The organism is Pseudonocardia sp. HH130629-09, assembly GCF_001294645.1.
Taxonomy (GTDB): Bacteria; Actinomycetota; Actinomycetes; order Mycobacteriales; family Pseudonocardiaceae; genus Pseudonocardia.
This window is the reverse complement of record NZ_CP011868.1, coordinates 5952381-5965787: the sequence shown is the minus strand read 5'-3', so window position 1 is coordinate 5965787 and position 13407 is coordinate 5952381. Positions and strand designations below refer to the sequence as shown.

Genomic DNA, 13407 nt, shown 5'->3' with positions numbered 1-13407 from the left:
ACCCGGCGCACGCGACTGAGCACGTGTCGGAGCAGGTGTCAGAGCACGTGCTGGCCGTACATCTCCCCCAGTGGGTCGGCGATGAGCTCGATGCGGGCGCCGTCGGGGTCGCGGAAGTAGACCGAGACGCCCGAGTGCACCTCGTGCTCCACCCCGGCCTCGGTGAGCCGGGCGACCAGCTCGTCCCAGCGCTGCGGCTCGACGCTGATCGCCATGTGGTGCAGCCCGCCGAGGACCTCGGCGTAGGGGCCGACGTCGAGGCCCGGGAAGTCGAAGAACGCGAGCAGGTTCCCGTTGCCGATGTCGAAGAAGAAGTGCGAGGACCCGGGGTAGTCCCGGTTCTCGATCAGCTCGGTGAGCGGGAAGCCCAGCACGTCCTGGTAGAAGCGCACGGTCCGCTCGACGTCCGAGCTCACCAGGGCGGTGTGGTGCAGCCCGCGGGCGGTCGAGGCCGGCCGCTGTCCCGCCGGCTTCAGGTGGGCGGCGCGGATCCGGTCGCGCGCGGCGTCGAGGGCCGCGGTGTCGGTGCCGGTCGCGGTGCCGGTCGGGGTGTCGGTGGAGCTGCTGGTCTCGGTCATCGTGGTCAACCCTTCAGCAGTGCGGTGAAGTCGGGAACGTCGTCGAAGGCGTCGGTGCGGGTGGCGGCGGGCCGGGCCGCGACGGCGGCCGCCAGCTCACCGGCGGCCCGCTCGACGCGGCTCTCCAGTGTGGTGCCCACCTCGGTCGCGCCCCAGTCCTCGGGCGCGGCGAACACCGCGGTCGGCACGGTCGCCGCCCGCAGGTACGCGAACAGCGGGCGCATCGCGTGCTCCAGCGCCAGCGAGTGCCGCGCCGTGCCGCCGGTCGCGGCGAGCAGCACCGGGGTGCCGGTGAGCGCGTCGCGGTCCAGCACGTCGACGAAGGTCTTGAACAGGCCGCTGTAGGACGCCGAGAAGATCGGCGTCACGGCGACGACCGCGTCCGCGGCGGCCACGGACTCCAGCACCGGCGCCAGCGCGGTGTTCGGGAAGCCGGCGACCAGGTGGTCGGCAAGGTCGCGGGCGTGCTCGCGCAGCTCCACGACCTGCACCTCGGCCTGCTCGCCCCGGTCGGCCAGGGCGGTCGTGACCGCGGCGGCGAGCCGGTCGGCCAGCAGCCGGGTCGACGACGGCGTCGACAACCCGGCGCTGAGCACGACGATCCTGCGTGTGGTCATCACGCGACCTCCTGCTTCTCCTGCGTGCTCTTCTCCTGCGCGCGGGCGGCGACCAGCGAGGCGTGGGTCGGCGCGTCCGGGACCCCGGGCGCACGCAGCGCGGCGAACTCCTTGCGCAGCACCGGCACGACCTCCTCGCCCAGCAGGTCGAGCTGCTCCAGCACGGTCTTCAGCGGCAGGCCCGCGTGGTCGATGAGGAACATCTGGCGCTGGTAGTCGCCGACGTACTCGCGGAAACCGAGGGTGCGCTCGATGACCTGCTGCGGGCTGCCGACGGTCAGCGGGGTCTCACGGGTGAAGTCCTCCAGCGAGGGCCCGTGCCCGTAGACCGGGGCGTTGTCGAAGTAGGGCCGGAACTCCCGCACCGCGTCCTGGCTGTTGCGACGCATGAACACCTGTCCACCGAGGCCGACGATCGCGCGGTCGGCCGGTCCGTGACCGTGGTGCTCCCAGCGCTTCCGGTAGAACTCGACCATCCGCTTGGTGTGCGACGCGGGCCAGAAGATGTGGTTGTGGAAGAAGCCGTCGCCGTAGTACGCGGCCTGCTCGGCGATCTCGGGGCTGCGGATCGAGCCGTGCCAGACGAACGGCGCGACGCCGTCGAGCGGGCGCGGGGTCGAGGTGAAGCCCTGCAGCGGGGTGCGGAAGCGCCCCTCCCAGTCGACGACCTCGGTGTCCCAGAGCTTCCGGAGCAGTGCGTAGTTCTCGATCGCGAGGTTGATCCCCTGCCGGATGTCCTGACCGAACCACGGGTAGACCGGGCCGGTGTTGCCGCGCCCGAGCGTCAGGTCGACGCGCCCGCCCGCCACGTGCTGCAGCATCGCGAAGTCCTCGGCGATCTTCACCGGGTCGTTCGTGGTGATCAGCGTGGTCGCGGTGGACAGCTGCAGGGTGCTGGTGACACCCGCGAGGTAGCCGAGCGTGGTCGTCGGCGACGAGGAGAAGAACGGCGGGTTGTGGTGCTCGCCGAGGGCGAAGACGTCGAGACCGACCTGCTCGGCGTGCCGAGCGATGGTCAGGACGTCCTGAATGCGCTGCGCCTCGGTCGGGGTGGCGCCGATCGTCGGGTCCGGCGTGATGTCGCTGACCGAGAAGACTCCGAACTGCACGGCTTCCTCCAGTAGTTGATCCGTCATCTACATCCTGCACCAACATGGATGATGCGTCAACTATTCCGGTACCCTGCAGCCGTGACACGGTGGCTGGACGAGCGCGAACAGGCGGCCTGGCGAGGGCTGCTCCGGATGCAGGCGCGGTTGCACGCCGAGCTGCACCGGCGACTGCAGGCGGACTCGGGGCTCTCGCTCGCGGACTTCGACGTGCTCGTCGCGCTGACCGACCGGCCCGACGAGCGGTGCCGCGCGATGGAGCTGGCGGGCCTGCTGGACTGGGAGAAGAGCCGGCTGTCGCACCACCTCGCGCGGATGCAGAAGCGCGGCCTGGTCGCCCGCGAGGAGTGCGACGACGACGGCCGCGGCAACTACGTCGTGCTCACCGGAGCGGGCCGGGCGGCGATCGAGGCCGCGGCGCCCGGGCACGTGGAGACCGTGCGGGAGCTGGTCTTCGACGCCTTCTCCGACGACGACGTGACCGCGCTCGCCCGGATCACCGCCGCCGTGCAGGCCCGGCTCGACGGCCGGGCCCCCGCCTGACCGGCCCGCGACACCGGCCGATCCCGGTCCGCGGCCGCCCCCCGGTCCCCGCGACGTCCGCCCACCGCGTTCCGCGGAACGCGGACCGCAGGCGTGACACCGCGTTCCGCGGAACGCACGACGGCCCGCACCGGCGTCACCGGTACGGGCCGTCGTGAACGGGACCGCGGGCGGACCAGCAGGTCAGGGCACCAGGATGGCGCGTCCCCTGACCTTCCCCGCGTCGAGGTCGTCGAGCGCGGACTGGAAGTCGTCCAGGGCGTACTTCGTGGTGTGCAGCGTGACCCGTCCGCGCCCGGCCAGCTCCATCAGGTCGCACAGGTCGTTGTAGGATCCGACCAGGTTGCCGACCACGTTCACCTCGGCCGAGATCAGGTCGATCGTCGGGACGTCGACGTTCTCGCCGTAGCCGACGACGTGGTAGTCCCCGGCGCGCCGGGTCATCGCCAGGCCCTGCGCGGTGGAGCCGCCCTCTCCGACGAAGTCGATGACGGCCTCGGCGCCGTTCCCGCCGGTGCGCGACAGGACCTCGTCGACCTGGCCGCCGTCGGCGACGATGCCGTCGTCGGCGCCGACCTCCAACGCCAGCTTCACCGCGTCCGGGTTGCGGTCGAGCACGACCAGCCGGGCCGGGGTCAGCGCCTTGAGCACCTGGATGCCGATGTGGCCGAGCCCGCCCGCACCGATGACGACGCAGGTGTCGCGCGGGCCGAGACGCCGCGACGCCTTGGCGGCCGCGTGGTAGGCGGTGAGCCCGGCGTCGACGAGCGCGGCGACGTCGGCCGGCTGCAGCGACGGGTCGAGCTTGACCACGCTGCGCGCCGAGGTGCGCAGGTACTCGGCGTACCCGCCGTGGGTGTCGATGCCCGGGAACGCCGAGGCGGTGCAGTGCACGTCGTCGCCGGAGCGGCAGGCGCGGCACAGCCCGCAGGTGGCGAGCGGGTGCAGGATGACCCCGTCGCCCTCGCGGACGTGGGTCACCGCGGAGCCGACCGACTCGACCCAGCCCGCGTTCTCGTGGCCGATCGTGTACGGCAGCGCGACCTGTGACTTCTCCGCCCACTGGCCCTCGAGGACGTGCAGGTCGGTGCGGCACACGCCCGCCCCGCCGATCCGCACGACGACGTCGAACGGGTCGGCGACCTCCGGCTTCGCGACCTCGGTCAGCTCCATCGGCCGGTGGTAGCCGACGACCTGTACTGCTCTCACGGACGGGTTCCCTTCGTGGTGTCCCCGGAGACGGACTCCGGGTAGCGGGTCTTCAGCAGCCCCCGGCAGAAGTGGGCGTTGCCCTCGATCGAGATCCGCACCGAGCGGGCCATCCGCAGCTTCAGCGGGACCTGCTCGGCCGGGTACGGGACGCCGTCGTGCCCGACCAGGACCGGCAGGGGCCCCGCGGTGCCCAGCCCGAGCGTGGCGCGGCGACGCAGCAGCGCGTCGGTGGTCGGGCCCGCCGGCAGGTCGGCCAGGGTGACGCCGTGCAGCGTCTCCAGCGCCCGGTCCGGGTCGCGGCGCAGCAGCCCGGTCAGCGAGCGCTCCATCGCGGCGGCGTGCGCCTTGCGCTGGAAGGTGACCCGCAGCTCGTCGAGGTCGGAGTCGGCCTCGTGGCGGAAGGTGCCCTTGTAGCCGGCATCGGCGGCCAGCCCGGCGTTGATGAGGTCGGAGTCGTGGTGGTCGTCGAGCTCGACGGTCACCGCGGTCGTCCAGTCCAGCGCCCGTCAGCACGTCCTTGGCGTCGGAGCACATCAGGTAGGCGAAGTTCGGCGCGCAGAACGCGGTGGGCAGCCGCAGGTGCACGGTGACCCGGCCGCCGTCGACGTCGAGGGTCCGCACGAACTCCAGGTCGGTGATCGGCTCGTCCAGCTCCGGGTCGACGACGGCGTCGAGCGCCCGCCGGGCCTGCTCGGCCCGCGTCGCGTGCGCGGTCAGGGCCGGCGCGCTCACGAGGCCACCGGCACTTCCTGCGGGCTCTCCTCGCGGAGCGCCAGCTCGGCGGGGACCTCGATGTCGTACATCGTCGCGGCGTTGAGTCCCAGGATCTTCTTCTTCTGGGCGGTGGTCAGCGGCGCGTACTCGGACAGCTCGTCGGGGATCTGGAAGTCCACGAAGCGCTCGACCAGCCAGCGCGGGCTCCAGATGGCGTAGTCGCTGGAGAACTGGATGCGGTCCTCGCCCAGCCAGTACAGGAGCTCGCCGAGGATCTGGCCGAAGTACTTGGGCCGGGTGTGGATGAACGGCATCGCGACGGCCAGACCGGCGTGCACGTTCGGCTCCTGGGTGGCGATCCAGCAGAAGTCCTCCAGCCGCGGCAGGCCGCAGTGCTCGACGACGAAGTTCAGGTCGGTGAAGTCGGTGGCGACCTTGTCCACGTCGGCGACGTCGAACGCGTCGCGGTCGAGCGGGCGGATGGTGGGGCCCTTGTGGATGTGGACGTTGCGGATGCCCAGCTCCTGGGCCGCCTCGAGGTACTTGTAGGACCAGTGGTCGTCGAGCTTCCAGCCGCGGGACTCGCCGTGCCACTCCGCGGTGTAGAGCTTCACGCCCTTGAGCCCGAAGCGCTTCGCGTCCTCGCGCAGCTGCCGCAGGCCCTGCTCACCGTTGCGCGGGTCCCAGTGGTGGTTGTAGGTCAGCTTGTCCGGGTGGGCCTGGGCGAGGGCGAACGCCTCCTCGGTCTGGCCGAACCCGTTGGCGTAGAACTCGCCCAGGTACGCGGGCTGGAAGACGGCGTGGTCGACGTGGCCCTCGGCGAACAGGTCCTTCATCAGCCGCTCGCCGCCCTGGTAGAGGTAGTCCTCGTAGGGCCACACCTCGGACTCCGGGCTGAGGTTGCGGTGGTAGTCGTAGAAGCAGTCGATGAACTGCTTGCCGTGGATGTTGCGCTGGTTCTCCGGGCGCGCGTCCCACAGCGCCACGTGGGCGTCCACGATGAAGTAGGACTCACCGTTCTTCGAGTACATCGTCGTCCCTCTCAGGTCGCGGCGAGGTGGTGGGCACCCCGCGACTGCGCGGGCCGGTGGGGTCCCGCGTCGGCACCGACGGTAGGAACCGGCGGGCGGCGGCAGTGGTGACCGCCGTCTCAACCTGAGACGAGACGGTGTCACGTCGGCGTCGCAGGTGTGACACCGTCGTGAGCAGCAGGTACGAGGAGGTACGCGCGATGGGGCAGTCCCTGGCTCCGGCCCGCATCTCGGCGTCCTGGGCACGCAGCGAGACCTACGGCGCCCCCACCGAGGTGGTCGACCCGGCGTACACCGGCACCGTCGACGACGAGTCGCTGTTCGCCCGCTGCGGCGGCGAGGTGCTCGCCGGGCTGCACGAGGGACTGCCCGGCGAACCGATCTCGCTGATGCTCACCGACGCCGACGGGATCGTCGTCTCCCGGCTCTGCGACGAGCGCGCCCTGGTCGACGCGCTCGACCGCACCTACCTCGCCCCTGGCTTCGCCTTCGGCGAGCGGGAGGCGGGGACCACCGGGCTCGGCCTGGCCCTGGCCGACCGGGTCCCGTCGCTGGTCCGCGGCGACGAGCACTACTGCACCGGGCTCTGGGGCTACACCTGCGCGGCCGCCCCGGTGCTCGACCCCGTCGACGGGTCCCTGCTCGGCAGCATCAACCTCACCACCTGGTCGCAACGCTCCGACGGGCTGCTCCTCGCGCTCGCCCGCACCGCGGCCGGGCAGACCTCCGCGCTGATGCTGGCCCACGGGCGGGGCGCGAGCCCGCGGCCGGCGCCCCGCGGCGAGGTGTTCCGGGTCGCCCCGCAGCCCACCGGCGGCACCGCCGAGCTGGGCCGCAGCTGGACCACCGCGCTGGACGAGGTGCGGGCGGCGCTGCGCGACGGCGCCCGGGGCGGGGTCGTCGGCGAGCCAGGCGTGGGGAAGTCCGCGCTGCTCGCGGCGGCCCTGCGCACCGTCGCGCCGCGGCACCGGGTGCTGCACGCCCGCCCACCGGCGGCCGAGGACGCGGTGTCCTGGCTGTCGCTGTGGTCCCCGGAGCTGGGCGGGGCCGACACCGCGGTGATCGCGGGCCGGGTGCACGAGCTGCCCGCGCCCGTCGCGACCCGGCTGGCGGCGCTGGTGCGGTCGCTGCCGCACGCGGCGCTCAGCGTCACCGCGCGCGACGTCGGGACGGTCCCGGAGCCGCTGTCCCGGATGCTCGACGTCGTGGTCGAGCTGCCGCCGCTGCGGCACCGGACCGAGGACGTCCCGGCACTGGCCGCACGCTTCACCCGCGACGGCGTCACCTTCACCGACGCCGCGGCCCGCGCGCTGCGGACCTACAGCTGGCCGGGCAACGTCGGGCAGCTGCGCCGCACGGTCCGCGACGCCGCGGCCCGCAGCAGCGTGGTCGACGTCCGGCACCTGCCCCCCGAGCTGCTCGCCACCCGCTCCGGCTCGCTCACCCGGATCGAGTCGCTGGAACGCGACGAGCTGGTCCGCTGCCTCACCGAGCACGGCATGAGCGTCACCCGGGCCGCGGAGACGCTGGGAATCAGCCGGGCGACGGCGTACCGGCGGGTGCAGCGCTACGGGATCGCCACCCCGCGCTGAGCGGCCGCGGCAGCACCGGCGCCGTCATCCGAACGGGTGACGCGCTCACCGGACCGGTGCTACCGGTGGCCGTGCTCACGGCCGCCGCGGGTCCTTCGGACCTGCCGTTCCCGGCCGGCGGTGGGACCATCGGTGTGCCGGGCACCGACGCCCCGGGAGAACCGGCGGCCGGCCCGGCCACGGGACTCGACACCGCCACCCGACGACGCCGTCACGCCCGGTGACGAGGAGCCCGCGTCGCGCACCGGGCGGCGGGGCGCCCGCCGCCCGGTGCGGCAGACAGGGCACCATTCGGTGGAGGACCTGATGGGAGGCGTTCGTGTTCGGACTCACGGACACCGTGGCCGCACTGCTGGCCGCGATCCCTGCTGCGCCCGTTCGGTCGCTCCTCGTGATCGGGGTCGGGGCATTCCTCGAAGGTCCGATCGTCACCGTCGCCGCGGCCGCGCTCGCCGGGGCCGGGCAGCTCCCCTGGTGGGGTGTGTGGCTGGCCGCGCTCGTCGCCGACGTCGTCGGGGACACCGCGCTCTACGCGCTCGGCCGCAACGGCGACCGGCCGGCCGTCGCCCGGGTACTGAACCGGCTGGGCCTGACCGAGGAGCGTCGCGAGGTCCTGACCCGCGAGGTCCACACGCACCTGCCGCGGATCGTCATCGGCGCCAAGCTCGTCGACATCGGCGCGATCCCGGCCTACCTGGCCGCCGGGCTGTCCAAGGTCGGCTACCGCCGCTTCCTGGCCTGGATCGTCCCCACCACCGCGGTGCGCGCCGCGGTGCTCGTCGGGATCGGCTACGCGGCTGGGGACCGGCTCGCCACCGACCTGGAGTCGCGGCCCTGGCTGCTCGTCGTCGGTGGGATCGCCGTCGGGCTGTCCCTGGTGCTCGGACGCACCGCGATCGTGCGGGCCACCGGCTCGCGACGCCGCGCGGACGCCCGGTCCTGACCGGGTCGCCCCCCTCGCGCCGAACGTCCCCGACGCCCCGGGCCGCCTCCGGCGTGTCACCGCGCCTCGGCGGCCCGCGGCGAGCACCGTCCGGAGCGGACGGCCGGACCACGGGAAGGACCACGCGGTGAGCACGTTGACCTGGGCCGAGGCGATCGTGATCGGGGCGATGCAGGGCGTCGCCGAGCCGTTCCCGTCTCCAGCCTCGGTCACAGCATCCTGCTGCCCGCCGTCATCGGCGGGAGCTGGGCGGCCGACCTCGACGTGAGCGCGCCGCGGTCGCCGTACCTGGCGTTCGTCGTGGGCCTGCACGTGGCGACCGCACCGGCCCTGATCGTGGCATTCCGCGCGGACCGGGTGCGGATCGTGCGCGGGCTGGTGACGTCGGTGGCCCGCCGCGAGGTCCGCGACCCCGACCAGCGCCTGGCCTGGCTGCTGGTGCTCGCGACCGTCCCCGTCGGGCTGGCCGGGCTCGCACTCGACCGGGTCTTCCGCACCTACCTGGCGCTGCCCGTCCCGACCGCACTGTTCCTCGTCGTCAACGGCGCCGTCCGGCTGGTCGTCGAGCACCTGCGCCGGCGCCCCGTACCCGCGACGCCGGTCGACGGTGCCGAGCCGGGCACCGTGCTGCTCGCCACCGAGGTCGCCTCCGACCACCGCATCGCGCGGCTCCGGGTGCGTGACGTGGTGACCGTCGGCGCGGCCCAGATCGCCGCGCTCGCCCCGGGGATCAGCCGGTCGGGGTCGGCGATGACGGCCGGGCTGCTGAAGGGCCTCCCGCACGTCGACGCGAGGAGCAGGATCACGGTCATGAGCCACCCGTCGGCCGACCCGCACCGGCACGCCCTGGACGCCATCCGCCGCGAGCTCGACCGGCTCGGCGACGGCGGGCGCCGCGTCGTGCCCGCCTGGAAGCGGGTCACCCCTGGCGAACACCGGTGGCCCGCCGCGGCGGCGATCGTCGTCGCGATCGGGCTGCAGCTGCTGCTGCCCGACCAGCTCACCCTGGTGTCGCGCTGGTTGCTGCCGTCGCTGGAACTGGTGGTGCTGGTCGTGCTCGCGGTGACCGGTCCGGCCCGGATGGACCGCGAGTCGGCGCTGCTGCGCGGCCTCGGGCTGACCCTGGTCGGGCTGCTGAGCGTGGCGAACGCGGTGTCGGCGGGGCTGCTGGTCACCGCGATCCTCGACGACGCCTCCGGCGGCTCCGCCGCGCCGCTGCTGGCCAGCGGGGCGGCGATCTGGTTGACCAACATCATCGCGTTCGCGGTCTGGTACTGGCAGCTCGACCGCGGCGGGCCTGCGGCGCGGGCGCACGGCCGTCGGCCCACCGCGGACTTCCTGTTCGTGCAGATGCAGAGCACCGACCCGCACGACGCCGACTGGGAACCCCGCTTCGCCGACTACCTGTACCTGTCGTTCACCAACGCCACCGCGTTCAGCCCGACCGACGTGATGCCGTTGAGCCGGTGGGCGAAGATGCTGATGCTCGTGCAGGCGCTGGTGTCACTGGTGACGATCGCGCTCGTCGTGTCCCGGGCCGTGAACGTCCTCGGCGGCTGAGTCCGGGCGGTCGGGACCCGGCGGGCTCAGCCACCCAGGAGGGACCGCAGCACCCCTGGTGCGTCCGACGGACCGGCGACCGGCGCCCACCGCGCGTTGCTGCGCGCGGCCAGCTCGGCCGCCTGCTCGTGGTCGGACTCCGGGGCCAGGATGAGCAGCTCCGGGACACCCCGCGCCGCCGGGACCGGGTCGTGGTCGTCGGTGGCCCGGCAGTCCGACAGCAGCACGACGATCCGCCGCTCCGCCCGCGTCCGGTCCAGCTGCGCGGTGGCCGCGCGCAACGCACCGGACAGCGCGGTCACCCCGTGCCCGCGCAGGCCCAGCACCCGGTCGACGACCGCCGACGGCCCACGGGTGGAGCCGATGTCGCGCAGCACCCGGGTCTCGGCCGCGAACGACAGCACCGCGTGGTCGCCGGGTGCCCGGAACGCGCAGGCCGCGGCGGTCAGCGCCGCCGCGGCGAGCCGTTCCCCGCCCATCGACCCGGACGCGTCCACGAGCAGGCACAGCGCGAGCTCCGGCCGTGCCCAGGTGCGCGCGGTCAGCTCGTCGAGGCCGACCGGGCGCCGCGCCGCGCGGGCCTCGGCCACCGCGCCGAGCGAGGCGTCCAGGTCCAGGTCGCCGCCGCGGTCGGCCGGGACCACCCGCAGCCTGCCGATCCCGCGCCGGGAGACCCGGCCGGACCGGCCGATCTCCAGGACTACCCGGCCGGCGAGCCTGCGGGCCGCCGCCCGCAGCTTCTCGTCGGTGGCCCTGCCCATGTCGATGAGCAGCGTCAGCGTCTCGTCGGGGCACTGTGCCAGGGCGGCGTCGAACGCGTCGACGTCGAGCACCCCCACCTCGGGCGAGATCTCGGTGAAACCGGTGTGGCCCGCCAGGGAGCTGCGGGCCACCGTGCGGTCCTCCGGTCGCGCACGGGGCCGCCCCGGGCGGGTGGAGCCGCCCGCGGGCCGGGGACCGCCCGCCGGTGGCGGGCTCAGGCTCCCCCCGACGCATCACCGCCGTCCCGGGCGTCGTCGGCGTCGTCGGCGGGTTCCCGGCCGAACTCGGCCGTGTAGAGCTCGCGGACGATGTCCTCGGCGCTGCGGGAACCGGACTCGGCCAGCCGGATCCGGCCGGACAGCGCCACCAGGGCGGCGTCCAGCCCGGTCCGCCAGTCGGTGATCTCCCGGCCACGTCGTGCCGCCAGTGCCGTGGTGATGCGGACGATGTCGATCGCCCCGCGCACCGAGGAGCCGACGTGCACGTCCGGGTGCTCCCGGGTGCGCCGCACCAGGGAGACGACCTGGGCCCGCCACCGCTCGTCGACCTCGGGGCCGCGGAGCGCGACGACCGCGGTCTCGTCGCCCGCGGTCTGGTAGCCCATCGCGATCCGGCAGACCCGGTCGTAGACGGCGGAGGAGATCCGGGCGGTGCCCACGGCGTCGAACGGGTTCATCGCGGCGACCAGCCGGAAGCCCTCGTGCGCGGTGATCCGGCCCAGCCGGGGCACGTGCAGCTCGCCCTCGCTCATCACCGTGATGAGGACGTTGAGGGTCTCCTCCGGGATCCGGTTGATCTCCTCGACGTAGAGCAGGGCACCGGAGCGCAGCGCCTCGGCCAGCGGGCCGTCGACGAAGGTCGCGGGGTTGTACCCGCGCTCCAGCACCTGGGCCGGGTCGAAGTGCCCGACCAGCCGGGCCGGGGTGAGCTCGGCGTTGCCCTCGACGAACACGAACGGCAGCTCGGCCTCCTCGGCCACCGACCGCAGCAGCGTCGTCTTCCCGGTGCCCGGCGGGCCCTCCAGGACGACGTGGGCGCCGGCCTCCAGCGCCGCGACGAGCAGCTCGACCTCCCGGCCGCGGCCGACGACGGGGGTCACCACAGGGGTCACGGCGGGGGTCAGCACGGGGGCGGCTGCCTCGGTCTTCACGGGCATGCTCCTCGGCGCTGATGACGTCGGTGTCGTCCTGCATCCTGCCCCACCCGCGGGGGCGTGGCGTCCTCCACATGGTGACCGTGCGCACTGTTCCACACCCGACGGCACCGTGGTGACGGAGGCGACACCACCCGCGGCGGGCCGGGCCTCCCGTCGTACGCGGACGGGCGGGGTGCAGGATCGTCCGACATGGACCGACGCGTGCACGCGTTCACCGACGACGCCCTGGGCGACGACGACGCCGTCGCCCTCGCCGGGAGGCTGCGCCGCCGTGAGGTCGCGCCCGCCGAGCTGCACGCGGCCGTCGCCGCGCGTGCCGCCCGGGTCGAGCCGCACCTGCACGGCCTCGCCCTGGACCGCACCGCGGACCCCGTCACCGGCGCCGTCGACGGCCCGCTGGCCGGGGTGCCGACGCTGGTCAAGGACAACGTCGAGGTCCGGGGCTGGCCCGCGGGCCACGGCACCCGGGCGTTCGTCCCGGCGCCCTCGCGCGAGCACGCCGAGGTGACCCGGCAGCTGCTCGACTGCGGGCTGGACCTGCTGGGCACGACCCGGATGCCGGAGTACGGGCTGAACGCCTCCACCGAGTTCGCCGACGCCGAGCCGACCCGCAATCCGTGGGACCCGCGCTTCTCGGCCGGCGCGTCGTCGGGCGGGGCGGCCGCGCTCGTCGCCGCCGGGGTGGTGCCGCTCGCCCACGCCAACGACGGCGGTGGCTCGATCCGCATCCCGGCCGCGGCCTGCGGGCTGGTCGGGCTCAAGCCCTCGCGGGGGCGACTCACGCCGAACGCGACCGGCGCCCGGATGCCGATCGACCTCGTCGCCGACGGCGTGGTGTCCCGCTCGGTCCGCGACACCGCAGTGTTCCTGGGCGCCGCCGACCGGGGGCGCCGCAACCCGGCGCTGCCACCGCTGGGCCTGGTCGAGGGCCCCGCCCGGCGACGCCTGCGGGTCGGACTGCTGCTGGAGTCCCCCACCGGGGCGGCGGTCGACGCCGACACCCGCGAGACCGTCACCGCCGTCGCCCAGCTGCTCGCGAAGCAGGGTCACGAGGTGTCCGCGGCCCACAGCGGGGTGGGGACCCGGTTCGTCGACGACTTCCTCGACTACTGGGGACTGCTCGCGTTCTCCGTGGTCACCGGCGGGCGGCTGCTGCACGGGCGCACCTTCGACCCGCACCGTCTCGACGGCCTGACCCACGGTCTGGCCGACCACTACCGTCGCGCGCTGGCTCGCACCCCGGTGTTCCTGCACCGGCTGCGCCGGGTCGCGGCGACCCACGCCGAGCTGTTCACCCGGCACGACGTGCTGCTCTCCCCGGTGCTCGCGCACACCCCGCCGGAGATCGGGTGGCTCGCGCCGACGGTGCCGATCGAGCAGCTCACCGCCCGGCTGCTGGACTACGTCGCGTTCACCCCGCTCGCCAACGTCGCCGGGGCGCCGGCGGTCGCACTGCCCGCCGGTGCGACGGCGGGCGGGCTTCCGGTGGGGGTGCACCTGCAGACCCCGGTCGGCGACGAGCGGACGCTGCTGGAGCTCGCGTACGCGATCGAGGCCGACCGCCCCTGGCGGCGGATCCAGGACTGATCC

At 74.2% G+C, this 13407-nt stretch carries 13 protein-coding genes and 1 pseudogene; 5 read left to right on the top strand and 9 right to left on the bottom strand.

Annotated elements, in window-relative coordinates:
* Positions 1-38 precede the first annotated feature (38 nt).
* Genes XF36_RS27805 through XF36_RS27795 form a run of 3 tightly spaced genes read right to left on the bottom strand, consistent with a single transcriptional unit; the run spans position 39 to position 2304 of the window.
* Entirely contained in the window at positions 39-578 is a 540-nt protein-coding gene (locus tag XF36_RS27805; RefSeq protein WP_238589046.1) for a VOC family protein, read from the bottom strand.
* 5 nt (positions 579-583) lie between these two features.
* Positions 584-1195 carry a CE1759 family FMN reductase gene (locus tag XF36_RS27800; protein ID WP_060714240.1) on the bottom strand — a complete coding sequence of 204 codons (612 nt, stop codon included), beginning with the start codon at positions 1193-1195 and terminating at the stop codon, positions 584-586.
* Complete coding sequence (locus XF36_RS27795; protein ID WP_060714239.1) at positions 1195-2304, bottom strand: LLM class flavin-dependent oxidoreductase; 1110 nt, start codon at positions 2302-2304, stop codon at positions 1195-1197. Before XF36_RS27795 ends, XF36_RS27800 begins: the two co-directional genes overlap by 1 nt.
* Before the next feature lie 81 nt (positions 2305-2385).
* Here XF36_RS27795 and XF36_RS27790 point away from each other — a divergent pair, with 81 nt between their 5' ends.
* Complete coding sequence (locus XF36_RS27790; protein ID WP_060714238.1) at positions 2386-2847, top strand: MarR family winged helix-turn-helix transcriptional regulator; 462 nt, start codon at positions 2386-2388, stop codon at positions 2845-2847.
* A gap of 183 nt (positions 2848-3030) precedes the next feature.
* Here the strand turns inward: XF36_RS27790 and XF36_RS27785 are convergent, their stop codons facing one another.
* The 4 genes and pseudogenes from XF36_RS27785 to XF36_RS27775 all read right to left on the bottom strand — a co-directional run bounded on the left by XF36_RS27785 (position 3031) and on the right by XF36_RS27775 (position 5804).
* Positions 3031-4056: an NAD(P)-dependent alcohol dehydrogenase gene (locus tag XF36_RS27785; RefSeq protein ID WP_060714237.1), complete on the bottom strand. Its 1026-nt coding sequence runs from the start codon at positions 4054-4056 to the stop codon at positions 3031-3033.
* Positions 4053-4541, bottom strand: a complete 489-nt coding sequence (locus XF36_RS27780; protein WP_414706261.1) for a hypothetical protein — start codon at positions 4539-4541, stop codon at positions 4053-4055. The genes XF36_RS27785 and XF36_RS27780 overlap by 4 nt, the downstream gene beginning before the upstream one ends.
* 82 nt (positions 4542-4623) lie before the next feature.
* A pseudogene (locus XF36_RS35880) lies at positions 4624-4791 on the bottom strand (iron-sulfur cluster assembly protein); the annotation flags it as partial.
* Positions 4788-5804, bottom strand: a complete 1017-nt coding sequence (locus tag XF36_RS27775) for an amidohydrolase family protein (RefSeq protein WP_060714236.1) — start codon at positions 5802-5804, stop codon at positions 4788-4790. The gene XF36_RS27775 and the pseudogene XF36_RS35880, both read right to left, overlap by 4 nt.
* A 200-nt stretch (positions 5805-6004) precedes the next feature.
* On the opposite strand from XF36_RS27775, the gene XF36_RS27770 reads away from it, so the two are divergent.
* From XF36_RS27770 to XF36_RS34685, 3 genes are all read left to right on the top strand, one after another.
* Positions 6005-7396, top strand: coding sequence for a helix-turn-helix domain-containing protein (locus XF36_RS27770; RefSeq protein ID WP_060714235.1), 1392 nt, complete (start codon positions 6005-6007; stop codon positions 7394-7396).
* A 319-nt stretch (positions 7397-7715) separates the two neighbouring features.
* Positions 7716-8339 carry a DedA family protein gene (locus XF36_RS27765; protein WP_020622889.1) on the top strand — a complete coding sequence of 208 codons (624 nt, stop codon included), beginning with the start codon at positions 7716-7718 and terminating at the stop codon, positions 8337-8339.
* 141 nt (positions 8340-8480) lie between these two features.
* The gene (locus XF36_RS34685) at positions 8481-9899 is read left to right on the top strand and encodes an undecaprenyl-diphosphate phosphatase (RefSeq protein WP_349675580.1); all 1419 of its coding nucleotides are present in this window, start codon (positions 8481-8483) and stop codon (positions 9897-9899) included.
* Between the two features lie 26 nt (positions 9900-9925).
* Here the strand turns inward: XF36_RS34685 and XF36_RS27755 are convergent, their stop codons facing one another.
* A complete protein-coding gene (locus XF36_RS27755) occupies positions 9926-10792 on the bottom strand; it encodes a vWA domain-containing protein (protein WP_238589045.1) in 867 nt (288 codons plus the stop codon).
* A gap of 83 nt (positions 10793-10875) precedes the next feature.
* A complete protein-coding gene (locus XF36_RS27750) occupies positions 10876-11811 on the bottom strand; it encodes an AAA family ATPase (protein ID WP_238589044.1) in 936 nt (311 codons plus the stop codon).
* A 195-nt stretch (positions 11812-12006) separates the two neighbouring features.
* Here XF36_RS27750 and XF36_RS27745 point away from each other — a divergent pair, with 195 nt between their 5' ends.
* Positions 12007-13404 (top strand): amidase, encoded by a 1398-nt coding sequence (locus XF36_RS27745; RefSeq protein WP_060714233.1) that lies wholly within the window; start codon positions 12007-12009, stop codon positions 13402-13404.
* The last annotated feature ends 3 nt before the right edge of the window (positions 13405-13407 follow it).